Genomic DNA, 24,438 nt, shown 5'->3' on the forward strand with positions numbered 1-24,438 from the left:
ACGGGGCGCAGCCGCTCGGCCCGCCTGCGGCTGGGCCGAGCAAAGAAGCGGCGGTCAAGGCGAAGCCGCCGCAAGAGCCGGAGCGGTCCGATTCCATGGACCGCCTCCTTGCAGCCCGCAAGCGTAATTCGCGCTAACGGGCAACACCCATGATCCACATACGTTCCTTGGATCATGTCCGAATACTAATGCCCGCGGCCTACTTTGAGCCGTGGCTTTTTTTATTCCGTTAAGCTGGGTGTACTCACATAAGAACGGGTACATATACAAGAGGATGTGAACCCAATTGCTTAGTTTTCATACGAATGACGTGGGTTTTTCGTGCGTGAAATGAATAATCCGCAGATTCCTAGCATGATTCCATACAGCAGATGCCCACTAAGCCACCATAGAAGTGCGATGCCATCTGTGACCGAGGGTACCCTCTCCGATAAGAGTGACAGTGGAAAAAATAAGAGCGATGATAACATTCCTAGCCATAATCCATTCCGCCAAGGATGGTGATTTGTGCGCGTCCAAGCCACATAGAGAATGCCGATGATCAAGGACACTATCAAATGAAAGCTAAATTCAATCCATTCTGGCATATCCGTGGGTAAAAAGGGAACAAAATCAACATTAAGCAGTAGGTCATAGACCCTTTGCTCCGTCAGAAACTGAACAGCTTTTAGATAAGAGCCTAACAGGATTCCGCTGAAGAGCCCTGCAGCAATACCGAATAAACAATGTTGGGAGGTCGGCCATCCCTTTTGAAAAAAAGGAGTCATATGATTTCTTTTTCCTCATCTCTTGTAAATATGGAGTCATTCATCGTTAAGAACAGACTACAACCATTCATGATTTTATGCTGTGTAATATTAACTTTTTACCATTTCTGAATCATTCTAAATGTTCCCCAGAGCATGCGTAGGTTCAATAATCCTTCCGCATAATGAGTCCAATACCAGGGAAAGGTGATAAAGGATATGGAAAAGATGCTTGCCAAGTGTTACAATAGTCAAAATGAAACATTCAAGCGGATTCTCTTCATAATAATTGTTTTTTGAAGGTTATGAAAGAATTCCAAATACATTGAACACATGGAGTTTCCACAACCCCTGAGGAGGATAAGTCATGAACGACAAGAACCAAGCGATTGATAAAGATGAGAACCAAACGATCGAGAATTTGTCGATTACTACCATCCGTACATTAGCAATTGATGCTATAGAAAAGGCTAACTCGGGTCACCCAGGTATGCCAATGGGCTCTGCACCTATGGGTTATCAATTGTTTGCGAAGACAATGAACCATAATCCAGAGAATCCAACATGGATCAACCGCGACCGTTTTGTGCTGTCCGCAGGACATGGTTCCATGCTTCTTTACAGTCTCCTACATTTGAGTGGATATGATCTGCCAATGGAAGAGTTGAAACAGTTCCGTCAATGGGGAAGCCTAACACCAGGACATCCAGAGTTCGGTCACACTGCAGGTGTTGATGCTACAACCGGTCCACTTGGACAAGGTGTTGCTATGGCTGTAGGTATGGCGATGGCAGAAGCTCAACTAGGTGCAACATATAATAAAGATCAATATAAAGTCGTAGACCATTTCACATATGCAATTTGTGGTGATGGCGATCTAATGGAAGGCGTATCGGGTGAAGCCGCTTCGCTTGCTGGTCATTTACAGCTTGGTAAATTGATTATGCTATACGATTCCAATGATATTTCGCTAGATGGTAAACTAAACCTTTCATTCTCTGAAAATGTACAGCAACGCTTTGAAGCTTACGGCTGGCAAGTAATCCGCGTTGAAGATGGTAATGATTTGCCTGCAATCGAGGCTGCTATTGCTGAAGGTCAAGCTGACACGAACCGTCCTACACTGATCGAAGTGAAAACGGTAATCGGTTATGGTAGTCCGAACAAGCAAGGTAAAGGTGGACATGGTGGTACTCACGGATCACCACTTGGTGCTGACGAAGCTAAATTGACTAAAGACTTCTATAAATGGGTGTACGAAGAAGACTTCTACGTACCTGATGAAGTTCGTCAACATTTTGCTAAAGTCAAAGACCATGGAGTTAAAGTTAATAAAGAGTGGAATGAGCAATTCGCAGCTTACAAAAAGGCTTATCCAGAACTTGCAGCTCAGTTCGATCTTGCTGTTGCAGGCGACCTACCTGAAGGCTGGGATGCTGATCTTCCTAAATATTCTACTGAAGACAAAGCAGTTTCAACTCGCGTAGCTTCTGGTAATGCATTGAACGGTCTAGTTGGTAATGTTCCACAATTACTTGGTGGTTCAGCTGACCTAGAAAGCTCAACGATGACACACTTGAACGACCTATCTAACTTTACAAGAGATAGCTATGAAGGTCGTAACATTTACTTCGGCGTACGCGAGTTCGGTATGGCTGCTGTAATGAACGGTATGATGCTGCACAGTGGCGTAAAAGTATTCGGCGGTACATTCTTTGTATTCACTGACTATCTTCGTCCTGCCGTGCGTCTGGCTTCCATTATGAAACTGCCAGTAACCTATGTACTAACTCATGACAGTATTGCTGTTGGTGAAGATGGACCTACGCATGAACCAATCGAGCAACTGGCTTCACTACGCATCATTCCAGGTTTAACGGTTATCCGTCCAGCAGATGCGAATGAAACATCGGCAGCTTGGGCATACACGGTTGAGAATAAATCAAACCCAGTAGCTCTGGTATTGACTCGTCAGAACTTACCGATCTTGCCAGGAACCGTGGAAGGTGCTCGTGAAGGTATCAAACGTGGTGCTTATGTAGTGTCTGATGCTAAGAGCGGTAAGCCTGTAGCACAAATTCTTGCAACAGGTTCTGAAGTACAGCTTGCTGTGAAAGCTCAAGAAGCACTTGCACAAGAAGGCATTGAAGTTCGTGTTATCAGTATGCCAAGCTGGGATCTGTTCGAACAACAAGATAAAGCATACAAGGATTCTGTTCTCTTGCCTGACGTTAAAGCACGTCTTGCCATTGAAATGGCTCAATCTTTCGGTTGGGAACGTTATGTTGGCGACAACGGCGATATTCTTGCCATTACGACTTTCGGAGCATCTGCACCTGGAGACCGTGTCATTAAAGAATACGGATTTACAGTTGAAAATGTCGTTAGTCGTGTAAAAGCTTTGCTGTAATAAGCGATAAACCGATTATAAAATGTTAGGATTTCAGAACGAAGCTACTCTCGTAAGCTGAATTCGGGAGGATCACTTACGATTACAGCTGAGAGTAGTCCATTCGTTCTTTTGATATCATACAGTTTATTTATAGAGGAGCAGTGAATCGATGCCGCAGTTCAGTAACGCTACTATTGTAAAAGCAGCAAACATTTATTATGACGGTCAAGTGACGAGTCGGACAGTCATTAAGGAAGACGGAAGTAAAGTAACGCTCGGCATTATGCTTCCAGGAACATACGAATTTGGCACGGATGGTCCTGAAATTATGGAAATCCTTTCAGGTCATTTGAAAGTTCTGCTTCCCGGTGAAGATGGCTGGCAGGAAATCCAAGGACAACATACATTTCATGTACCAGGCAATTCCAAGTTTGCTCTCGAAGTTTTTACGATAACTGATTACTGCTGCTCCTATCCGGTGTAAATATAAAAAGAAGGGTAAGTCCCAACCTTGGGACTTACCCTTTTCACAACATTTCTGTGTATATTCTGCAGTTAGCTTGGCTCGATGCATAATTTATGCTTCCAGCCATCAAGCTAGTGATGCGGGATACATTGATTATTGAAGTGGTTTGCCTGCAATGGTTTGACCGATCCAAGCTTCATAACATTTGACGACAGCGGATAAATCCTCTTCACCAAATCCTTGGGTTTGGCCTGCTTGGAACAGGCTCTTAGCCAAACTTAGCATTGGAGAGGGCATACCAATGCTATCGGTTAAAGAAGCTGCGAGCTTTAAATCTTTGAGCATGAGAGCCAATGAAAATTGATTGGTAAAATCATGCTCGATGATTTTGCGACCTTTGAGGTCTGCAGCTTTACTACCAGCAGATCCAAGCTGAACGAGTTCAAGAAAGCGATCTGCGGGTATTCCTGATTTGGATGCTATGGCGAAGCTTCAGCTAGTGCAATGTTGTTTATACCAACTACGGTATTATGAGCGAGCTTAGCAACAGCACCACTGCCATTTGGCCCCATAGGTAATACCTTTTTGCCGAGGGTTTCGAATAGGTCGGACTGCGCTTTAATGACGGCAGCCTCTCCGCCGACCATAAATACAAGTGTTCCATCTACAGCGGCAGGTTTACTGCCCGTAACTGGAGCGTCTAAGAATTTTGCCCCGACTGCTTGAATGCTGATTGCTAGTTCCTTGACTAGGTCTGGAGAGATAGTACTGCAATCAATAACGGTCATGCCGCTTTGTAGCGATTCTTGTAGCCCGTCTGTTCCATAAAACACGCTACGAATGGAGTCGTCATTACTAACCATCGTAATCACGGTATCTTGGCCTGCTGCTGCTTCCTTAGGAGTATTTGCCTGAGAAGCCCCTTCTTCAACGAGTGGGTTACATTTAGAAGCTGTGCGGTTATATACCGTAACTTGGTATCCAGCCTTCAGTAAATTGGAAGCCATAGGTGCTCCCATTGTACCGAGTCCAATAAAGCCTATTTTTTTCATGAGATCACCCATTTCTGTGAGATATAAACTTCACTTATTTTAACATGGGGATCTGATACAATCCATTGAAGACGGCTGGAATATGCCTTGAACGATAGGTTGCTCAGACCTTGCCAGTCTATTGAAATTAAAGTATCCTATTCTAAAGCTGTTTTTTACGGAGTGTAGAGTAGAATAGAGAAAAGCCAAACTAGGAGGTAACACCATATGTCTAACCCAATTAATTTTGATTACAGCAAGGCTTTATCTTTTATTAGTCAGCATGAAGTAGATTACTTTGCTGAACCGATCAAACTGGCTCATGAACAGTTACATAACCAAACAGGAGCAGGTTCGGATTACCTCGGTTGGATTGATCTGCCTACGAACTACGATAAAGAAGAATTTGCTCGTATTCAGCAGGCAGCTGCCAAGATTCAAAGTGATTCTGAAGTGCTGATCGTTATCGGTATCGGGGGATCATACCTTGGTGCACGTGCTGCAATTGAAGCATTGACTCATTCTTTCTATAACAATTTGCCGAAGGACAAGCGTAAAACGCCTGAAATTTATTTTGCCGGTAACAATATTAGTTCCACTTATGTTACGCATTTGCTCGATTTGATTGAAGGTAAAGATTTCTCGGTTAACGTGATTTCGAAGTCCGGTACAACAACGGAACCAGCTATTGCTTTCCGGATTTTCCGCGCAGAGCTTGAGAAGAAATACGGTAAAGAAGAAGCTCGTAAGCGCATCTATGCAACAACGGATAAAGAGCAAGGGGCTCTGAAGAAGCTGGCTAATGAAGAAGGATATGAATCCTTTATTATCCCAGACGACGTTGGTGGTCGTTATTCCGTACTGACAGCGGTTGGTCTGCTACCTATCGCAACTGCTGGCATTAACATCGAGGACATGATGAAGGGTGCAGCTGACGCTTCTAAAGAGTTCAGCAACCCGAATGTGGCTGAGAACTTAAGTTACCAGTATGCAGCAGTGCGTAACGCGCTTTACCGTAAAGGCAAAGCCATTGAGATTCTTGTGAACTATGAGCCTTCCTTACACTATGTTTCGGAGTGGTGGAAACAACTCTTTGGTGAGAGTGAAGGTAAAGACTACAAGGGTATCTATCCAGCTTCCGTTGATTTTTCAACAGATCTGCATTCGATGGGTCAATTCGTTCAAGAGGGTAGCCGTAACATATTTGAAACGATTATCCAAGTTCAGAATGTTTCCGAACAGATTACCATTGAAAGCGATGCTGATGATCTAGATGGTCTGAATTTCCTTGAAGGCAAGACCATGGATTTTGTAAATAAAAAGGCATTCCAAGGCACAATGCTTGCTCATACGGATGGACAGGTTCCTAACCTAATCGTCACGATCCCAGATCAAACACCTTACTCTTTCGGATACCTCGTATATTTCTTTGAGAAAGCTTGTGGAATTAGTGGCTATCTATTGGGTGTCAATCCATTTGATCAACCTGGAGTAGAAGCTTACAAGAAAAATATGTTTGCCTTACTTGGTAAACCAGGATATGAGAAAGAGAAGGCGGAACTGGAAGCCAGACTTACCGAATAAATTTACATCCATTGGAATAGACATAAAGCGGAAGAAGGCAGTCACCGGTTACTTTTACAGCGGGGGACTGCTTTCTTTCCAATCAGGGAAGGGCTGTACTATGATTGAACGTTACAAGACGGTCCGCGGGCCAGGCTCTAAGGAAATCGTTATTAAGAAATCACGTTTCATTGGTCATGTAATGCCAGTTGATAGTGAAGAAGCTGCAAACGCTTTTATTGAAGATATCAAAAAGAAGCATTGGAATGCGACTCACAATTGTTCGGCCTACATGATTGGAGAACGTGATGAAATTCAGAAACAATCGGATGACGGGGAACCCAGCGGTACAGCTGGTAAGCCAATTCTGGAAGTAATACGCCATCAAGGACTAAAGAATGTGGCCATTGTAGTGACGCGGTATTTCGGCGGTATTATGCTGGGTGCTGGTGGTTTGATTCGTGCGTATGCGGACGGAGCTGTCGCAGCTATTGAATCTGGAGATGCGATTACGAAGGTGCTTCATCGTGAGATATTTGTAGAGATCGATTACACTTGGCATGGTAAAATAGAAAATGAACTTCGTAGCCGGGAAATTCGGATGGGTGAGACGCTTTTCACTGATAAAGTAAGACTGGAATGCTTACCTTTGAATACAGAGGCAGAATCCTTTAAATCGTGGATGGTGGATTTGACTCAGGGGCAGTCCCTGATTACGGAGGGTGAACAGCTTTATTTTATTGAAGGGGAATAAAGTCTATGGCCAGAAGAGCAGTGGAACAGGAATTATCCAGGGACCGGATATTAGAGGCCGCTAGGCATTTGTTTATAACCAAAGGATACCGCGCAATTTCTATGCGTAGTATTGGACAGCATCTGGGATATAGCCACGGGTCTCTCTATTATCATTTTAAAGAAAAAGCAGAGTTATTCTATGCTGTCGTTGTTGAAGATTTCAATAATCTCGCGTTCCAATTGAACAAGGTAATTAAAGGTCCTCCTCTTCCAGATCTGAATAAGGTCGAGCAGTTAATGCTTGAATTCATTCGTTTTGGGCTGGATCATCCTTATCAATACGAAATTATGTTCATGATACGTGATGAGGAACTACTGTCCTACTGTCGGTCAGAACAGGTTCGATGCTTAGATTTGTTTGCTTCGATTGTACGTCGCTACATGAATGAAGAAGAGCATGGGCTCGATCACTGCCGGAATCTTCCACTTACTTTATTTTTATCCATGCACGGATTCATATCCTATTACATACAAGATCGTGTGACGTTTGAAGAAATTAAGCCTGCAGCCATTTCGCATGTGAAAATATGTTGCCGAAGTTTGCGTAATTAAATGATAGCGTTCTTAGCTGTGGACATGTCCTTTAGGACGGTGAAAGAGCATCGCTGAAAAGCGGAATATTAGGGTATTCGGTGGTGAGGACAGGAGGGATGTTAGAGCCTGTCAACATCGCCTCTTTGCCCTTGCTAATCTTATTATCCTTCCATTATTTTGATATGATATTGTCTTCGCCGTGGACCATCGAATTCACAGAAATAAATGCCCTGCCAACGTCCTAACAGTAGCTCCCCCTCCGTGATAATCACAGTCTGGGAAGTCCCGCAGGTTATCGATTTTAAATGTGAGGCGGTATTTCCTTCGGCATGTTTATATTTTGGGTGCTCCCAGGGGTATACCTCTCCCAATCTCATTAGCACATCACGCTTCACATCAGGATCGGCATTCTCATTAATTGCGATGCCTGCAGTTGTATGTGGGCAATAGATTAGCACGGTTCCGCTTTGCACTCCGCTTTGATGCACCAGCGCAATGACCTCACGTGTAATATCCCTTATTTCGTCCTGTCCGGTAGTGGACAATTCTAATGTATATAACATCATCATACTCCTTCTCCAAGTCCTTAGATTTAATGAGGGGCGCTTATTATATGTATACCCTTTAAGAGCCAGAAAGATAGATTTATGTAAATAAAAACTAAAATTTATATTGACGTTGTCATACAATTTTTGGTAAAGTAACTGTTAAGTAAAAACCAAGTAGACAAATAGGAATAATTAAAAAAATACAGATAAACGGTTAAGCAGGGGGAGAGGTATGAATATCATTTTGCGTCATAAAGGATGGACGTGGGGATTCCGAAGTACAGTGATGTTATATTTTGTGTTACTTGTGATTCTACCTTTACTAGGTGTATATTATCATTCATTTTCCCTCGGATTTCATTCTCTTATAGAGAGCCTTTCTGATCCGATTGCATGGAAATCGGTACTGCTAACACTTGAACTTGCTATCTTTTCTACTTTAATAAACGTAGTGGTCGGTACGATGATCGGTTGGGTATTGGTACGATATCAATTTCCAGGAAAAGCGTTCTTAAATAGTCTAGTTGATTTGCCCTTTGCATTGCCGACAGCGGTGGGTGGACTAATGATTCTGCTTCTACTCGGGCCAGGGAGTTTGATCGGCTCAGCCGCGGAATCACTAGGGTTTGAAATTGTATTTCATCAACCGGCGATTGTGATCGCGATGGTATTTGTTACGTTTCCATTCGTCATCAGAGCGGTGCAGCCGCTACTTGAAGAACTAGAACCATCGGAAGAAGAGGCTGCCCGTACGCTTGGTGCCTCTGGGCCCCGTGTATTCTTCAAAGTAATCCTTCCATCAATGCTGCCTGGAATGATTAGCGGGGGCATGCTGGCCTTCTCCAGAGCTATGGCTGAGTTTGGTGCCGTAGTCCTGGTCGCAGGTAATATTCCTGGAAGAACACTGATCGCCTCGGTTTTCATTTATGGGGAGGTTGAGAGTGATAATACAGCAGGAGCAGCGGCCGTTTCTATTTTGCTTCTCACCTTATCTTTTACAGTCTTATGGCTGATCAATTGGGTACAGTCGAAGGGGAAGACTATATGAGAAAATTGTGGATCGGACTAACGTATTTGGTGTTTGCACTGTTATTGATTGCTCCACTTGGGAAAATGGTTTTCGGTGCATTTAATGAAGGAATCGGAGGTTTAACGTCAGCCATCCTTCGACCAGAAGCACTACATGCGCTGATGATGACAGGTTTCATTGTATTGACGGTGACGCTACTGAACACGTTGTTTGGCATGATGATGGCTCTATACCTCGTCAGAGGAAGTTGGATGAGCCACTCGATTAAGCGTTTCTTAAATAGCATTGTTGATTTGCCTTATGCGGTGTCTCCAGTTATCGGAGGACTTATGATCGTTCTAATGCTGGGTCCGGGCAGTATTGTAGGTGCCTTTTTCGAAAAAGTTGGATTTCAGATCGTATATGCTTTTCCGGGAATGGTCATTGCGACCCTATTCGTAACGTTTCCGTTAATGGTGAGAGAAGTGATGCCTGTGTTGCAAGAGATTGGAGCCCAGCAGGAAGAGGCTGCTTCTACCCTCGGAGCATACGGCTGGACGACATTCTGGAGAGTAACTTGGCCATCTATTCGCTGGGCTGTTGTATATGGTGTAGTTCTGACGGTAGCAAGGTCTCTGGGCGAGTTTGGTGCAGTCCTTGTTGTCTCAGGTAACATTATGAACAAGACGCAGACAGCAACAACGTTGGTTTATCAGGATGTAGAGAATTTCAATGTAACTTCAGCTAACAGTGTGTCTTTGGTTCTGGCGGTATTTGCAGTTGGTCTGCTTTTAACAATGGAATGGGCCAAAAAAAGAAAGGGTGTTCATTAATATGCATATTGAAGTCCGTAATCTAAACAAGCAGTTTGGAGATTTCAAAGCTGTAAATGATGTTAGTTTTGATATCGAAAAAGGCCATCTTATCGGTCTGCTAGGTCCGAGCGGAGGTGGTAAGACATCGATTTTACGGATGCTTGCGGGACTTGAACATCCTGACTCTGGAGAGATTCGTTTCCATGGGCAACTTGTGAATGCTATTCCGCCGCAGGAACGCGGTATCGGATTCGTGTTTCAGAACTATGCTCTTTTCAAGCATATGACCGTGTTTGATAATATTGCGTTCGGACTTAAGGTGAAGAAGTTCGGTAAGGCTCAGCTTAAGGATCGAGTGATGGAACTTGTTGAGCTCACTGGACTGAAAGGTTTCGAGAAACGTTATCCGCATCAGCTTTCAGGCGGTCAACGTCAGCGTGTAGCTTTTGCTCGCGCCCTTGCACCGGAACCGCAACTGCTGCTCCTAGATGAACCATTTGCTGCGATTGATGCGAAGATCAGACAGGAACTGCGTTCGTGGTTACGTGAGTTAATTGAGCGTGTAGGGATTACATCTATTTTCGTTACGCATGACCAAGATGAGGCGATTGAAGTTGCTGATGAAATTATGATTATTAACCAAGGACGTGTCGAGCAGAAGGGTACACCTTGGGATATTTATAAAGAACCGAAGACACCATTTGTGGCGACCTTTATTGGTGAATCGACAGTGATAGAACGTGGTTCACAGCTGAAGGGATTTGAAGAAGAGGCAGCGCAACCGGGAACCAAAGCACTGATTCGTCCAGAATATATTGAGGTTGGGCTGGCGCAGGAGTTTAATTTGCTATCGGTTACGGAAGAGGGCATTGTAGGGCATCTTCATTTCCGTGGTAGCGAATGGATGGTTGAGGTTCAGGTAGGCGAGCATAAATTAATTACGTATCGTTCGCTAGAGAAAGAGACATTACAACCCGGGCAACAGGTTCGTGTACTGGTGCATCGCGCTTATTTGTTTAACGAAGATCGCAGCTGGATTGCGGAGAATCGCTTGAAGGAAGATCCAATGCCAGTAATGATTTAATCATATTTTGGACACGTAAAGGAAGTGAAGGTCATGCGTCATGGTCAAATAAGGCAGAGAGTTTCGGCTATTGTGAGTGTATTATTGTTGTTCATCATGGCGCTGATCTCTTCCGGATGTGAATCGAAGACTTTGCCCGTGAGCGGCGGGGAGGCAGCCGTGCAAAATGGGGATGTAACCCTCGTTATCGGTGCATATAGTGTCGCCAAAGATGCTTTGACGGATATTCTTCCACATTTCCAGAAGGAGTGGAAGGAGAAGACAGGGCAAACGATCCGCTTCCAGCAATCGTATGAAGCATCTGGAACGCAGGCGAGAGCTATTGCAGGTGGATTTGAAGCTGATGTAACCTTGCTGGCGATGGAAGGGGATATTGGTAAGTTAGTTAAGGCAGGACTTGTAAGTAAGGATTGGAAACAAAAGCCCAACAAAGGAATGATCACGAGGTCTATTGTGGTGCTGGGAACTAGGGAAGGTAATCCGTTAGGAATCCAAGATTTCACGGATTTGACGAACCCGGGTGTGAAGGTGCTGTATCCAAATCCGAAAACTTCTGGCGGAGCACAGTGGGATATCAATGCCATTTATGGTGCTGGGCTTAAGATGTCGGAGCTCAGGGTCATAAGGACCCTGCTGCCGCGAAGGATTTTCTCAAGCAAGTACATCGCAACGTAGAGTCACTGGATAAGAGTGGAAGAGCATCGATGGCGGCTTTTGAGTATGGTGTCGGGGATGTCATTGTTACTTATGAGAATGAACTGCTAGCGCGGATTCAGCAGGGTGTAAAATATGAAATTGTTGTACCGAAGAACACGATTCGGATTGAGAATCCGGCCGCAGTTGTAGATACTTTCGTAGATAAGCACGGGACGCGCAAAGTAGCTGAGGCTTTCATTGATTATTTATGGAGTGAGGAAGCACAGCGAATATTTGCCGATCATGGATTTAGACCCGTAAATGAGAAGGTACTTAGCGAAAAAAAAGAGCAGTATATAGATCCTCCCGGGTTATTTGATATTCAGTATTTAGGTGGTTGGAGTAAAGTGAAAGATACGTTATACTCCAAAAAAGGGGTATGGTATCAGGTTCTAGCTGGGCTTTAACTCTCGGTGCTCATGTGAATCAGAAGCTAAGGTGTATAATTAGCTTTGAGATTTATATGCAGGAGGAGATAGCTTGAATTCACTCATTTTTCTCGGTACGGGCGATGCCATGGGCGTACCTCGGGTATATTGCGACTGCGATATTTGTCTTGAGGCACGTGCGGAAGGCATTAACCGTAGATTTCGCTCTTCTGTGATGGTAGATGGTGCGGCAGGGCAATTTCTAATTGACTGTGGTCCGGACTGGCGCAAGCAGATGGAGTTAATAGGTCAAAGATTTACACATAAAATATTAGTGACGCATGCTCATTTTGACCATATTGGTGGGTTACCTGAATGGGCAGATGCCTGCCGCTGGACTGGTACCAAGGGTGAAATGTATGCGCCACTTGTAGTGTTGGAGCTGATTCAAGTCCAGTTTCCATGGCTCAGCAAGCATATCGACATGATTGCGGTAGATGAAGGCATTTCACTTGCAGGTTGGAAGATAACCGGCTGGAAAGTAAACCATGGTCATAACGGATATTCCTATGCCTATCGTTTAGAACAAGATGGCTTTGCATGGGCCTATTGTTCCGATTCGATTGGACTTGGAACAGAAGAAAAACAGCCTTTATATGGACTCGATCTGCTTGTTCTAGGTACAAGTTTCTATCATGAGACCGCTGAATATTCAACGCGTTCTGTTTACGACATGGTCGAGGCGGAGCAACTAATCAGCGAGGTTAAACCTGTCGAAGCCGTGTATACGCATATGTCTCATCATGTGGATGTAAGGAGTAACTATCCGCTCCCAGCGGGTGTAGTGCTTGCTCAAAGCGGAATGAAATTGATTCTTGAAAAAGAGTAGTTGTGAGCATGCCCATATCCATACATGATGTGGCATAGATTTGGAATGCTCCAAACCTGAGAGTACATAAGTACCAAAAGCCCTGCGGATCATTTGATTCGCAGGGCTTTTGCATAAATACATGCATGTATGCATTCAGTAATGTGTATCTATCTTAGAATTTATTCAGCTTGTAGTACGAATTTCTCAATCGCAGCCTTCACACCATCATCATTATTGCTTAGCGTCACGTAGTCAGCAATATCTTTCAAAGCCTGAATGGCATTGCCCATAGCTACGCCAAGTCCTGCCGCTTCTAGCATTTCATGATCATTCCACGAGTCACCGATGGCAATCGTCTGTGACATATCGCAATCAAATTCTTTTGCTAGGAATGTGAGCGCGTGGCCCTTAGTTCCTTCATGATGCATAATTTCCAAAAATTGTGGCTTTGACTTGGTAATATGAACTTGATCTCCAAGCAATTCGCGAAGAATTGGACCAAGCTGATCTAGATAATCGGGATCGTCGATAATGAGCATTTTAGGTGTTTTTTGTGCAATCAGCTTCTCGAAATCAGGCTCAATATAGTAAGGAGTACGATTCAACTCACTGTAATCTTTCAGCTTTTGGTTTTCTTCACGCGCATACAGCTTATCATCAATGTAAACCTGTAAATGTAAGTCATGCTCAATGCAGTATTCAAACAGCTTGTGGGCAGCATCCTTCGGAACATAACGCTCATATAGCACATGTCCGTCCATTAGGTTCTTCACCAAAGCTCCTTGGTACGTAATGATAGGTACGTTCAGACCCGTCTGACGGGCGATAGCTGTGCAGAAGCATAGGCTCTGCCTGTGGCTAGGGTAACCACAACACCCTTCGCTACGGCTTGCTCTAGCGCCTCCTGCGTAGCAGGTGTCACCTCTTTATCATCGTTAATCAAAGTATCATCAATATCAATTGCAATCAGTTTGTACATGGTTGTCTCCCCATCTCTCTATTATTGAATATGCTTCCTTCTATTGTAACGTACGAGGCGTAGATTTCAATTCGGTAAGTATCATTCCGCTAAAAATACAAATACATCCTATCCCTGCAGCAGTCCCAAGTATTTCTCCGCCAAAGAATACACCTGTCAATGCAGCGAAGACCGGTTCCATGGCGAATATGACGGCAACCCGCGATGGACTCGTATATTTCTGGCAAACGGTTTGGATCCAAAAGGCAAGTGCGCTAGTCGGTCCGATGGAGATGACGAGTGCCCACAGAACTTGCGGCTCCATTAGACGCTCCATGGTCTGATGAATTGGCCCCACATTTTCAAATAATAAAGAAGCAATAAGGCTTAATACCCCAACAACAGACATTTGAAGTGCAGCTAATGGAAGGGCAGCATAACGCGGTGCAAAGACACCTGTGTATGCCACATGTAGAGCAAAAGCAATGGCGCACAGAAAGATTAGAAAGTCACCACGATTAATGGATAAGGCTGTTCCAGCAAAAGCTAGTAAATACAGACCCGCGGCGGCCAATAGCGCACTCAGCCATGTGTATTTGGTAATCGGATGTTTCAGTAGGATCAGAGATAGAAAGGGAACAAACACGACAGAGAGCCCAGTGATAAATCCTGCATTGGATGTCGTGGTGTACAGTAACCCTATGGTTTGAAAAGCATAGCCCATAAATAAAAAAAGGCCCAGTAGGCTAGAATGCAGAAGCATTTTACGAGAAATATTCCGCCACTGACTACGGTAGAATATCGAAATAATCAGACTAAGCAGTATGGCTGCGCCAATAAAGCGGATGCTATTAAAGGCAAGTGGTGGAAGTACCCGGACGGCATTTTGCACAATTAAAAAGGTACATCCCCACATCATAGCAACAATCAATAGGCTGATGTCGGCTAGACGTGAGCGGTTCATGAGGTCATTTTCCTTTCATCAGGCAAGTGAACAAATTGTATCGCATTATATCGCAGTGGACAATAGGTTATTGCATGACGAGCCTACATAAAACTGATATAATGTGTGTGGAAACGGAGATGATGACATGGCCAAGAAGAAACAACAGGCTAACGCTCCCAAAGTTGCCGCGGCAGACAAACCTACCACACTGAAGGACTTGCTGAGCAGTGAGGTGCTGGAAAAGCTAAAAATGCAGGCAAATGAGCTGAAGGCCGAGGAAAAGCAGAAGAAGGAAGCCGAAGAGAAACAAGCAGCTGATGCTCGCAAGGCGGAGCAGAATCGATTAGATAACAATTTCGAACATCTGCTGGAGAACAGCAGTATGGACTGGCATAAATATAAATAAGAGTGTGAAGGGTATGTAGAATAGTCGACAGAGGGTGTCCCAAAAGTCATAAGATGACGAGGGACACCCTTATTTTATTTTAATGAGGGAGCGAAGCGCGCAGGGAAAGGGCTACGGATTGTGCTGAATGGACAGGGCTATATCTCTATTCTTGCAATAATAATTTCCAAAATTCAGAAGAAAAGTAGGTAGACTCAGGAAAATTGAACACTATAATGGAAATAAGATACATAAATAGAACCAATCTTTAAAATATAAACAAGAATCAAGCTAAGTAAGTTAACGATTAAGGGAGGCTCTCTCGTGGGGAGATCATTTGCAAATTTGCATATCAAGTCGGATAACCTTGAGAAGACTGTCGAAGCATTAAGAGAACTAAGCAATGGGCATGCCGAAGTATTAGGCATAACAAATCAGGAGGCTCATGAGACGCACATTGTCATGTACGTAAGCAAAAGTAATGAGAACTGGATCAGCGTGCTTCACGATTATTTTGTATGGGGTACGGTGAAAGAGATCGGACAAACGTTGTCCCGGCTTATCGAGGAGCCAGTGATGACGGTCGGATATATGAATGAGGACATATTCGAGTTGTCGTTTTTCGAGAATGGAGACATTCAGGCCGAAAGAATCTTTTGTGAACCGTGGACGAGGGATGAATATGAACAGCTCAAAGAAGAGCGTATTAATGATGACTACTTGCGCGAAGTGTTGGATATCCGAAATGAGGATGGTGACGATCTTCTTAACATCACGAGTCCAGAACAAACCGTGAATAAACTGTCAGAACTCTTAGGAATGTCTTTATGGTGTGATTGGGAATGGATACCGTATGAAGAGACTCTCAGAGAACGATTTGAGAAATATGAATTCTGATAGAGAGGATGAAGATTGACGGTGAACCAAAAATGGACAAATTAAAGAACAGCGGATTTTATAAACTTAAATTTTTCATAAGGCCAGAAGAGTTTAAGAGCATTTTGAAGCTTTTTGAAACAAAGCAAGCACAATTTCATCTTACCAACTATGCCAGAGCAGAGCATGATCAGAATCAGGTGTATGAGGCGTATCAGACATTTTATCAGTATTTTGCGGCAGAGGAAAAAAGGAATGATTATCACCCCTTCTTTGTTTATTCCATTACTGTTGCTTCTAATCAAGAAAGCTCCGGATTTTTTGCAAGAAATGAAGGTGTCCCTTTTCCATATGGCGGACAGTGGGCACAGGATGAACTGCCGTGTATATTGATTTCATTTCCTAAAGGCTTTCAAATTAATTTGGAAGATGAGAAGGGCAAATATTATATTTATGAGGATATCCGGGACTATAAGCCGTTATCCTATACGTTTTTCAATGAAATAACGGACTCTATTAAAAAAATGACAAAGCCACTTCGCTTCTCGGCGCATGATGCAGATGCTATGAAGGAGCAAAAGCCCTCAGTGCGTATAAGCATGATGCGATTCAAGACTTGAGCAAATCGTGGATTGTTAGTAAATATGGACTTGTGATTCATGGTAAATAGGGGGTTAACGGATGCGCAAAGTATGGAAAAAAAGGATTCTGATCAATAATCCTGTTGCGCTGGACCGGGTTCAGATCGAGCAGGATTTGCACGGCGGCAACCAAGTCATTGTGCAGTTCTCTAACCCGGAGTTTTATGGCTCCATATTGGAAGAAGTAGATGAGCTTTGCGAGCGCTATGATGAGAATTTCGGAGTACGTTTTTACGCCCACTATTCCCTGTCCTTTGATTGTCATACGCTCATGCGGATTCCCCATGTCAAAATGCTGCACCTCGACTTCCTCCAGGCACATAACATCGAAGCATTTGCCAAGCTTAATAACCTGTACAGTTTGAGTATAGGCATACACGAGCTGGAGAATTCCGAAATTCTGGGGATTGATACGCTTTGCTCTCTAAAAAAATTAACCATAGTCTCAGACAAAAAGATTCTCAATTTGCAATATTTTAAGGAGTTCCCTTATCTGGAAGAGTTGCATGTAGGGGGCAAGGTTAAGAACCTTGATGCTGTAGGTGATTTGGAGGAACTAAATTATCTCGCGCTGCATTCGATCAGCAAACTGCCGTTACATTTCATTAACCGACTGCGGAAGCTGAAGAACCTTCGCATTTTGCTTGGAGGCCGAGAGCATATTCAGGAAATTGAAGAGAATGAAATCATCGAGGATCTGGAAATCGTTAGAGTCCGCGGCTTACATGACCTGACTAATATTACGTCCTTTCAAGCACTGAACAGACTTGTTATTGAGGATCAAATCAAGCTGCAAGAAATCAGCTTTGACAAGGAAATGAAGGTACTGGAGGAGCTATCTATCAGAAATTGTAAAGGCTTAACTGGTTTGACGGGAATGGAGCAACTGCCTTGGCTGCACAAGCTTCGCATTCTCAATACGGCAATTGATTTTGATTCCTTTATCAATCAAAAACTTCCAAGTTCTTTATTTTCAGTGGAGTTTGCAACTTTCAAGAGCAAAGCAGACAGGGAAATACAACATTCTTTATTACAATTGGGTTATCAATCAAGTTGGTGCTAAAGTTTATCTGTACCTGGAATATTGCTCGTTGCATCATGTTTGGTGGTGAGGGTGGGGCTTCAAAACAGAAAAGTTTATAACCGTCTCTTGTCTGGCGTTTCTACTACCCGCCGTCTTCCAGTTCGCGGCCGCTTTCCGGATCGGCCCCAGCGATGCGAAGTAGCTGATCGTGTTCGGCTGCATAAACCTTGTGTTCACTGCCCTTGTGGGTGTGGCTGTCTGGTATCTAGTCCAATGGGCTAATGCATATAAAAGAGGCAAATAATTGACGTGCTGGTTCGACGCAGCCCGCGCTTACTGATTAAAAAGCTCAATAATATGATATAAGAATCCAATAAAACTAGATGAAGTTTATCCTGAACTTAGTGGGGAGCGCGAAGGAGGTTACTCATGAAAGATGCATTAACGGAGAGATTAAAGATTTTTCTTCATCGGGAAGATAATAGAACATTAGTAGGCATTCCGGCGAGCAAGAGGAAATTGCTAAGGCCCAGCAACGGATGAACGTAAAATTTCACGAGGACTACATACAATTTATCAAGATGTTTGGGGGAGCCTATGCGGGTCTTGCGGTGCATGCCTTCTCTAATGGATCTAGTCTCGGAAATGAAACGGTTGTCGACTTGACGCTGGGGTTCCGAGAGCAATTCAAGGACCTTCCCTTTGCAGAAGTTTTAAGAACCAGCTATGTCATTTCCATGAATGGGTCTGGCGATCCGATCATTATTAATCAGGCAGGGAAGGTTATCATCTATTATCACGATTCCGGAGAGACCGAATTATTAGCGGATTCATTTGAGGTGCTAGTCGAGGACAATTTTTATGAATGGTGACAAAAGGGTGCGAGACGATATCATAAGTCTTTGACGAAGAAGTGTAATTTTATTAAACTTGTTCCCTTTTATCACATAAAAAGAGAGAGCCTCATGTTTCCATGAGAACTCTCTAGTTCATTACACCATGCTATTCTTCTAAGAAAATAAGCCCGATAAAGTCATCCATTTCGATATTTCCGAAATAGTGCTTGATATCAATCTCTTTAAGAGCTTCGCGCACTTCAGTATCTTCGTAACGTTTCCCGCGCAACAGATCTTCAATATCAGCTACATCCCCAACGCCGAAGAAGTCGCCGTAGATTTTGATATTTTCGATGCGTGCATCCTTGATATCCATACGTAGATCAATGATACCGACAGGGAATTTCTTGGTATGCTTTACGTTGGATTCCGGAGATTTGCCGTAATTCCATTCCCAATTCTGATAGTGCTCTTTGGAAATCTCATGGATTTTCTCCCAGTCGCTATCTGTCAGATGATACTGTGGAACATCTTGGGGCTCAATGCCGAAAATAAAGCGTAAAAGCTCGCCTCGGAACTCTTCAATGGTCATTTTACGGTCCATCAGGTCACTGATATTCGCGACACGGCTGCGCACCGATTTAGTGCTCTTAGACTTGAACTTCTCAGGATTGACGTTCAATGATGACTGAACATTGTCCAAATTAAGATCAAACATCAGCGTACCGTGGCTGAACATACGTCCTCTAGTGGAGAATTGGGCATTACCGGATATTTTCTGCTCACCCACCTGTAGGTCATTGCGACCGCTAAGTTCGGCATTAACGCCTAAATGATGCAGCGCATCGATCACAGGTTGAGTAAACTTCTGAAAGTTATGGAAGGATTGTCCGTCATCCTTAGTAATAAAGCTGAAGTTTAGATTCCCTAGGTCATGATATACAGCACCTCCACCTGAGAGGCGGCGTACGATTTGCACCTGGTTGTCCTTCACATATTCTTGGTTGATTTCTTCAATCGTATTTTGATGTTTTCCGATGATGACTGAAGGTCGATTAATATAGAAAAGCAAATAGCTGTCGTCGTCCATAGGCAGATGCTTCAGAACGAATTCTTCAATCGCTAGATTCATGGCAGGGTCTGTTATCCCCTGATTATCAATAAACAGCATAGCTTGATTCCTCCGTTTACTAGGGCAAAATGAATAGTTGTACCTTCCTATTGTAAACCAAGTGTCATAAGAAACAAAAGTGAAAACGGATTGACGAACCCGGAATAATGAGTCAATAATGGGGACATTCATGGTTTAATTGATATTATTGGGGGTTTGTTAGTGATTCTTGAACAATATGGACATGGAGGAGATTTAGAAAGTGCAGCGGTAGCTTATGATAGAGCAGCTGATACATTTCTGGATTTTAGCGCTAATATTAATCCACTGGGCCCTCCTTCGGAAGTTATGCATATGATCGAACAAGCGCTACCATCAATCATTCGTTATCCTGATCCTGGACATCGGCGTTTAAAGGAGTTGCTTGCATCTAAACTCAATGTAGCAGAGGCAGAAATTCTGATCGGCAATGGCGCTGCTGAATGTATGGCGCTTATTTTGCTTGGTTTAAAGCCGCAGAAAGTAGGCATCGTTGAGCCATGTTTCTCCGAATACAGGCAATTGTCTGAACAATATGGAGCAGAAGTTCATTCCGTACAGGGAACAAGGGAGAATTTATGGCGGGCCAGCGTTGCTGATATTTCGGCGCTGCTACGCGAGGTGGATTTACTCTTTATTGGACAACCAAACAATCCCAATGGCGTTCAATATAATGTTGATGATCTGCGGGAGCTGGCATATATAGCGGAGCAGCAGGGTGCTTTTTTGGTTGTAGATGAAGCGTTTATTGATTTCATACCGCAAGAGAGTCGGATGACTCTTTTACCTGAGCTACAACAATATCCTCATACGATACTTATCCGCTCGATGACGAAATTTTATGCCATTCCTGGACTCAGACTGGGATTTGCGATAGCCGCTCCGAAGCTAATTCATGCGATGAAGAGCAAGCAGGTAACCTGGAGCGTGAATGCGCTGGCACTACTAGCAGGAGAGGCTTGTCTAATGAGCGGGGTGAAGTATGAACTTGAGACGATCAGCATCATTTCAGAGCAGCGGTCTTATCTATGTGCGCAACTCGCTCATTTAGGATGCGACGTTATTCAGGGTGAGGCTAATTTTATATTGGTGGGGCTTCCTACATCATGGACGGCAGCAGCTATACAGCGTGAACTTGGTGTTCGAGGGATACTGATTCGCAGCTGTGCGATGTATCCTGGACTTGGGCCGGAGCATATCCGACTCGCGGTGAAGGATGAGAAGGCTAATCGACAGTTGCTGAATCAACTAGAAGAGGTACTAAATGTAGAGGATGGATTGAAATAGAGAGTGGGGGAATAGAAATGACGACACCTTTTCTGGACGAAAAGACCTTAGAATATAGCTCAAGCATTTGGCCAGGTATGGTGTTAAAGCGAGGAGAACGGCATATGCTGTTGCAATCACCAATCATGTTGGATAGTCTTGCAAGTTCGATTCACGGTGGAGGTTTGAGCAGATTACGACGTGTTGTGAATATATATGTCGATCGATTCTACAACTGCGATCATCCGGAACAGGATATTATTCAAAGTCTTCGCGAATGGAGATATCCAATCGATACCACCGCTGGACTGCTAACGGCTGTACAGCTTCAACATACATCTGTGTTAGAGGAGCAGGGAGAGCATGCTTCGATCTTCTGCTGTTCCACGGCTGGGATATCCAATGCTGCGAGAGCAGGGGCTGAGCGAACGACCTTTGCAGCATACAAGCCAGGTACGATCAATACGATATTAGCCATTAACGGACGTCTGACACAATCAGCTATGGTCAATGCTATGATCACAGCAGTGGAAGCAAAGGCGGCGGCGTTGGCCGATTTAGATGTTCGGGACCCCGACAATGGGCGAGTTGCGACGGGGACAACAACAGATGCAATCATACTATGTGTGAGTCAAAATAAGGATTATCCGGTTGAGCATCATTACGCAGGTACAGCTACCGATCTAGGAGCGGCTATTGGCCGTACAGTTTACGGAACGGTCACGGAAGGGCTTCTCGCGGCATGGAAGGAACGGAAAGCATGATATGGATCGCTATCGGAATCATAATCGCTGCATTGGTTATGGATCTCATTATTGGAGATCCACGGTGGATTCCACATCCGGTTATTGGAATGGGGAAAGTGATTAGCCGCCTTGAACGCATCATTCGTTCTACATATGTAGAACCAAAGAGTCTGAAAAAAGCGGGTATTCTTCTCCCTGTCGTAGTCGTAGGAGGATCATTCCTGCTAACGTGGATAATCATTACATGTCTATACAACATACATCCGTGGATTGCTTGGTCCGCCGAAGCGATCTTCATTGCTACAACCATCGCGGTAAAAGGGTTGAAGGATGCTGGTATGGAAGTGTTTCGTCATCTCCGTGAAGGAGATTTACCCGCTGCAAGGCAGGCACTGGGCATGATCGTCGGCCGCGATACGGCTCATCTCGATGAACCCGAAATTGTACGCGGCACCGTTGAAACGGTGGCCGAGAATATTGTGGATGCGATCATTTCCCCGCTTTTTTATGCCCTGATTGGCGGTGCTCCATTAGCGATGGCCTACCGAGCCGTGAATACACTGGATTCAATGGTGGGGTATAAGAATGATAAATATATGAATCTGGGATGGGCTTCTGCCCGTCTGGATGATATTGCGAATTATATACCCGCACGGCTTACTGCACTGCTCCTTATCATGTGCTCTTGGCTGCTCCGTCTGGATTATATACGGGCAGCTCGAACGATCCGCCGAGATGCCCGGCTTCATCCAAGTCCTAACAGTGGATTTCCAGAATCCGCTGTTGCAGGTGCCCTAGGTATTCGTCTCGGTGGCGAGAATGTGTATCATGGGGTAGCCTCATTTAGAGCTTACATGGGTGAGGCGACACGTGCTTTGGAAGCTAAGGATATTATGACAACAGCAAGGTTGATGGTGACGGTATCCGTTTTGTTTATTGTCATAGGCAGCCTCATATTGTGGTCAATTGGAGGCACATTATGGGTTTATTAGAGTTTGAATTTATACTCATGAGGCATGGGCGTACACGCTGGAATCAAGAGAAAAGATATGTAGGTCATACGGATGTAAGTCTTTTGCCTGAAGGGCTGACCGAGTTAGCCTTACTTCGTAAACAACTTGTTGAATTAGAGATATCCAAAGTATATTGCAGTGATCTGATCCGCTGCCGCGAGACCCTATCAGAAACATTGCCTACGCTCGTGGAGAGAGCGGTGTATGATAGCCGCTTGAGGGAGATGGATTTTGGCGACTGGGAAGGTCACTCGTATGATGAATTGCAGCATATCCAGCATTACAGGGATTGGCTTGATGACCCGCAGCATATGACGCCGCCGAATGGTGAGGCATGGACGAGCTTCGCCTCAAGAATTGCTGATTTTCTTCGAACGGTAACGGATGGGATGGAGTCGCAGTCTGAACTAAACCAAGAATTGAACGATACAGAGCTGAAAGTTAACGATCTGTATACTGGGCCAAAAAGGATTCTTATCGTGACACATGGAGGCGTTATTCGCCAATTAGCAGCAATGACCATTCCCGGCTCTTCATTTTGGGACGTTCATGTTGAGCCGGGAAGGACAGCAACGCTCAGGATGACCCGCAACAATGATAGATGGAGCGCTGTTTTTTACAAGGGATGATGCATCATATATTGCAGTCCGTTGGGACCCATACGTGTGATGCCCTTAAATTCAAACCCGGTCTTTTCATATAGTTTCTTAGCAGACGTATTATCTGCATTAACCGCGAGCACCATTTCCTCGAAATTTGGAAAAATATCGCGAGCCCAGTTGGGGAGTAGTTGCATAGCTTTACCGCCGTATCCCTTGCCCTGATGGAACTGATTAATGGATAATCCTCGTAATAGTAATGCACGAGGATTATCTGAGAACTCTAGAATGCCATGACCATGATGTAGAACAAAGAAACCTACAATGGTTTTTGCAGTAACAATTACTGCAGGGAAACGGCAAGGGTCTTCGATAGATATTTGAAGAATTTGTTTAGGGAGGGCTACGAAACTTGTTTGGTCATCTTGTAGCTTAAACGTTTCAAGAACTATGCGATCTGAATCCTCGTAAGGACGAAGTTCAATGATAGTATCTTGGGTAGTCGAATGAAGTGGAATGGACATAGCGGAGGCTCCTTGTACTATAGAATGACTTAGATGAATAAGCCTATCATACATTAATCATAAGGATTAGCGTAAGGAAATTCATTGTAAGTCAAGGGGTTTTCCCCTATAATTTTGTACTAGAGTAATTGTGCCTGGAACCCATACATAAATAATGATGACTTATAAGGTCCCGTTAACGGTGTGATCACACATCGTTCGGGTGAAAAGGGAAGTCGGTGCAAATCCGGCACGGTCCCGCCACTGTAAAACAGGGATATTCCTATATGCCACTGTTCTGACCAATAGGTAGAATGGGAAGGCTGGAACATCATTCACCTGCAAGTCAGGAGACCTGCCTTATAAGCAAATTAACGGTCCTTCGAGGAAAGGATTACGTTTGTGCGCCCGTGTGCATGATGGTTACATGTATTCGTGCCTGTATCTTATGGCTAGTAGCCTCTTAAGATATGTAGACGTAATCCCTGATTCTTGCTTGAAGAGAATCAGGGTTTTTTTATGGATGTTGTATACCGTTAAAATCATTTCATTACGCAGTTTATCCAGGCCCCTTCAG

The 24,438-nt window shown here is 44.1% G+C and carries 23 protein-coding genes, 3 pseudogenes and 1 riboswitch; of the genes and pseudogenes, 19 read left to right on the plus strand and 7 right to left on the minus strand.

Annotation, left to right across the window (positions count from 1 at the left end; translation table 11 throughout):
* Window positions 1–290: 290 nt before the first annotated feature.
* Window positions 291–767, minus strand: coding sequence for a hypothetical protein (locus JCM16418_RS00005; protein ID WP_052019942.1), 477 nt, complete (start codon window positions 765–767; stop codon window positions 291–293).
* 346 nt (window positions 768–1,113) lie between these two features.
* Between JCM16418_RS00005 and tkt the strand changes: the two genes are divergently transcribed.
* Window positions 1,114–3,156 carry a transketolase gene (gene tkt, locus JCM16418_RS00010; RefSeq protein WP_036644982.1) on the plus strand — a complete coding sequence of 681 codons (2,043 nt, stop codon included), beginning with the start codon at window positions 1,114–1,116 and terminating at the stop codon, window positions 3,154–3,156.
* Between the two features lie 151 nt (window positions 3,157–3,307).
* A complete protein-coding gene (ppnP, locus tag JCM16418_RS00015) occupies window positions 3,308–3,622 on the plus strand; it encodes a pyrimidine/purine nucleoside phosphorylase (RefSeq protein WP_036644983.1) in 315 nt (104 codons plus the stop codon).
* 135 nt (window positions 3,623–3,757) lie between these two features.
* On the opposite strand, the pseudogene JCM16418_RS00020 reads toward ppnP, so the two are convergent.
* Window positions 3,758–4,656, minus strand: a pseudogene (locus JCM16418_RS00020) (NAD(P)-dependent oxidoreductase).
* 207 nt (window positions 4,657–4,863) lie between these two features.
* Between JCM16418_RS00020 and JCM16418_RS00025 the strand changes: the two are divergent.
* The 3 genes from JCM16418_RS00025 (at window position 4,864) to JCM16418_RS00035 (ending at window position 7,545) form a co-directional block, all read left to right on the plus strand.
* Complete coding sequence (locus JCM16418_RS00025; protein WP_036644984.1) at window positions 4,864–6,219, plus strand: glucose-6-phosphate isomerase; 1,356 nt, start codon at window positions 4,864–4,866, stop codon at window positions 6,217–6,219.
* Between the two features lie 100 nt (window positions 6,220–6,319).
* A complete protein-coding gene (locus JCM16418_RS00030; protein ID WP_036644985.1) occupies window positions 6,320–6,952 on the plus strand; it encodes a YigZ family protein in 633 nt (210 codons plus the stop codon).
* 5 nt (window positions 6,953–6,957) lie between these two features.
* Complete coding sequence (locus tag JCM16418_RS00035) at window positions 6,958–7,545, plus strand: TetR/AcrR family transcriptional regulator (protein ID WP_036644987.1); 588 nt, start codon at window positions 6,958–6,960, stop codon at window positions 7,543–7,545.
* 143 nt (window positions 7,546–7,688) lie between these two features.
* On the opposite strand, the gene JCM16418_RS00040 is transcribed toward JCM16418_RS00035, so the two are convergent.
* A complete protein-coding gene (locus JCM16418_RS00040; protein WP_036645984.1) occupies window positions 7,689–8,090 on the minus strand; it encodes a secondary thiamine-phosphate synthase enzyme YjbQ in 402 nt (133 codons plus the stop codon).
* Window positions 8,091–8,307: 217 nt separating this feature from the next.
* Between JCM16418_RS00040 and cysT the strand changes: the two genes are divergently transcribed.
* From cysT to JCM16418_RS00065, 5 genes and pseudogenes are all read left to right on the plus strand, one after another.
* Window positions 8,308–9,123, plus strand: coding sequence for a sulfate ABC transporter permease subunit CysT (cysT, locus tag JCM16418_RS00045; RefSeq protein ID WP_036644989.1), 816 nt, complete (start codon window positions 8,308–8,310; stop codon window positions 9,121–9,123).
* A complete protein-coding gene (locus JCM16418_RS00050) occupies window positions 9,120–9,917 on the plus strand; it encodes a sulfate ABC transporter permease subunit (protein ID WP_036644991.1) in 798 nt (265 codons plus the stop codon). Before cysT ends, JCM16418_RS00050 begins: the two co-directional genes overlap by 4 nt.
* A gap of 1 nt (window position 9,918) precedes the next feature.
* Complete coding sequence (locus JCM16418_RS00055) at window positions 9,919–10,983, plus strand: sulfate/molybdate ABC transporter ATP-binding protein (protein ID WP_036644993.1); 1,065 nt, start codon at window positions 9,919–9,921, stop codon at window positions 10,981–10,983.
* Window positions 10,984–11,079: 96 nt separating this feature from the next.
* Window positions 11,080–12,086: pseudogene (locus JCM16418_RS00060) on the plus strand (sulfate ABC transporter substrate-binding protein).
* Window positions 12,087–12,159: 73 nt separating this feature from the next.
* Window positions 12,160–12,936, plus strand: coding sequence for an MBL fold metallo-hydrolase (locus JCM16418_RS00065; protein ID WP_036644995.1), 777 nt, complete (start codon window positions 12,160–12,162; stop codon window positions 12,934–12,936).
* A gap of 161 nt (window positions 12,937–13,097) precedes the next feature.
* Here JCM16418_RS00065 and JCM16418_RS00070 read toward each other — a convergent pair.
* Both JCM16418_RS00070 and JCM16418_RS00075 read right to left on the minus strand, forming a co-directional pair.
* A pseudogene (locus tag JCM16418_RS00070) lies at window positions 13,098–13,897 on the minus strand (Cof-type HAD-IIB family hydrolase).
* A gap of 40 nt (window positions 13,898–13,937) precedes the next feature.
* Window positions 13,938–14,840 carry a DMT family transporter gene (locus JCM16418_RS00075; RefSeq protein WP_036644996.1) on the minus strand — a complete coding sequence of 301 codons (903 nt, stop codon included), beginning with the start codon at window positions 14,838–14,840 and terminating at the stop codon, window positions 13,938–13,940.
* A 127-nt stretch (window positions 14,841–14,967) separates the two neighbouring features.
* Between JCM16418_RS00075 and JCM16418_RS00080 the strand changes: the two genes are divergently transcribed.
* From JCM16418_RS00080 to JCM16418_RS00100, 5 genes are all read left to right on the plus strand, one after another.
* Window positions 14,968–15,228 carry a YqkE family protein gene (locus JCM16418_RS00080; RefSeq protein WP_036644999.1) on the plus strand — a complete coding sequence of 87 codons (261 nt, stop codon included), beginning with the start codon at window positions 14,968–14,970 and terminating at the stop codon, window positions 15,226–15,228.
* Window positions 15,229–15,531: 303 nt separating this feature from the next.
* A complete protein-coding gene (locus tag JCM16418_RS00085) occupies window positions 15,532–16,104 on the plus strand; it encodes a hypothetical protein (RefSeq protein ID WP_036645003.1) in 573 nt (190 codons plus the stop codon).
* Window positions 16,105–16,136: 32 nt separating this feature from the next.
* Window positions 16,137–16,703: a hypothetical protein gene (locus JCM16418_RS00090; protein WP_242403658.1), complete on the plus strand. Its 567-nt coding sequence runs from the start codon at window positions 16,137–16,139 to the stop codon at window positions 16,701–16,703.
* Between the two features lie 61 nt (window positions 16,704–16,764).
* A complete protein-coding gene (locus JCM16418_RS00095; protein WP_036645005.1) occupies window positions 16,765–17,787 on the plus strand; it encodes a hypothetical protein in 1,023 nt (340 codons plus the stop codon).
* 500 nt (window positions 17,788–18,287) lie between these two features.
* Window positions 18,288–18,620, plus strand: coding sequence for an SMI1/KNR4 family protein (locus tag JCM16418_RS00100; protein ID WP_242403659.1), 333 nt, complete (start codon window positions 18,288–18,290; stop codon window positions 18,618–18,620).
* Between the two features lie 130 nt (window positions 18,621–18,750).
* On the opposite strand, the gene lplA is transcribed toward JCM16418_RS00100, so the two are convergent.
* Complete coding sequence (lplA, locus tag JCM16418_RS00105) at window positions 18,751–19,755, minus strand: lipoate--protein ligase (RefSeq protein WP_036645007.1); 1,005 nt, start codon at window positions 19,753–19,755, stop codon at window positions 18,751–18,753.
* Window positions 19,756–19,920: 165 nt separating this feature from the next.
* Here lplA and cobD point away from each other — a divergent pair, with 165 nt between their 5' ends.
* From cobD to JCM16418_RS00125, 4 genes are read left to right on the plus strand one after another with little or no spacing between them, the layout of a single operon-like run.
* The gene (cobD, locus tag JCM16418_RS00110; RefSeq protein ID WP_036645986.1) at window positions 19,921–21,021 is read left to right on the plus strand and encodes a threonine-phosphate decarboxylase CobD; all 1,101 of its coding nucleotides are present in this window, start codon (window positions 19,921–19,923) and stop codon (window positions 21,019–21,021) included.
* 17 nt (window positions 21,022–21,038) lie between these two features.
* Window positions 21,039–21,764 carry an adenosylcobinamide amidohydrolase gene (locus JCM16418_RS00115; RefSeq protein ID WP_036645009.1) on the plus strand — a complete coding sequence of 242 codons (726 nt, stop codon included), beginning with the start codon at window positions 21,039–21,041 and terminating at the stop codon, window positions 21,762–21,764.
* Complete coding sequence (gene cbiB / locus JCM16418_RS00120) at window positions 21,743–22,738, plus strand: adenosylcobinamide-phosphate synthase CbiB (RefSeq protein WP_052019943.1); 996 nt, start codon at window positions 21,743–21,745, stop codon at window positions 22,736–22,738. Before JCM16418_RS00115 ends, cbiB begins: the two co-directional genes overlap by 22 nt.
* The gene (locus JCM16418_RS00125) at window positions 22,726–23,388 is read left to right on the plus strand and encodes a histidine phosphatase family protein (RefSeq protein WP_036645011.1); all 663 of its coding nucleotides are present in this window, start codon (window positions 22,726–22,728) and stop codon (window positions 23,386–23,388) included. The genes cbiB and JCM16418_RS00125 overlap by 13 nt, the downstream gene beginning before the upstream one ends.
* Here JCM16418_RS00125 and JCM16418_RS00130 read toward each other — a convergent pair.
* On the minus strand, window positions 23,376–23,882 hold the full coding sequence (locus tag JCM16418_RS00130) for a GNAT family N-acetyltransferase (protein WP_052019944.1): 507 nt from the start codon (window positions 23,880–23,882) through the stop codon (window positions 23,376–23,378). The genes JCM16418_RS00125 and JCM16418_RS00130 overlap by 13 nt on opposite strands.
* 150 nt (window positions 23,883–24,032) lie before the next feature.
* Window positions 24,033–24,238, plus strand: a riboswitch (cobalamin riboswitch).
* Window positions 24,239–24,438: the final 200 nt, after the last annotated feature.

Origin of the sequence: Paenibacillus pini JCM 16418 (assembly GCF_000576305.1) — a bacterium.
Lineage (GTDB): Bacteria > Bacillota > Bacilli > Paenibacillales > Paenibacillaceae > Paenibacillus_AQ > Paenibacillus_AQ pini.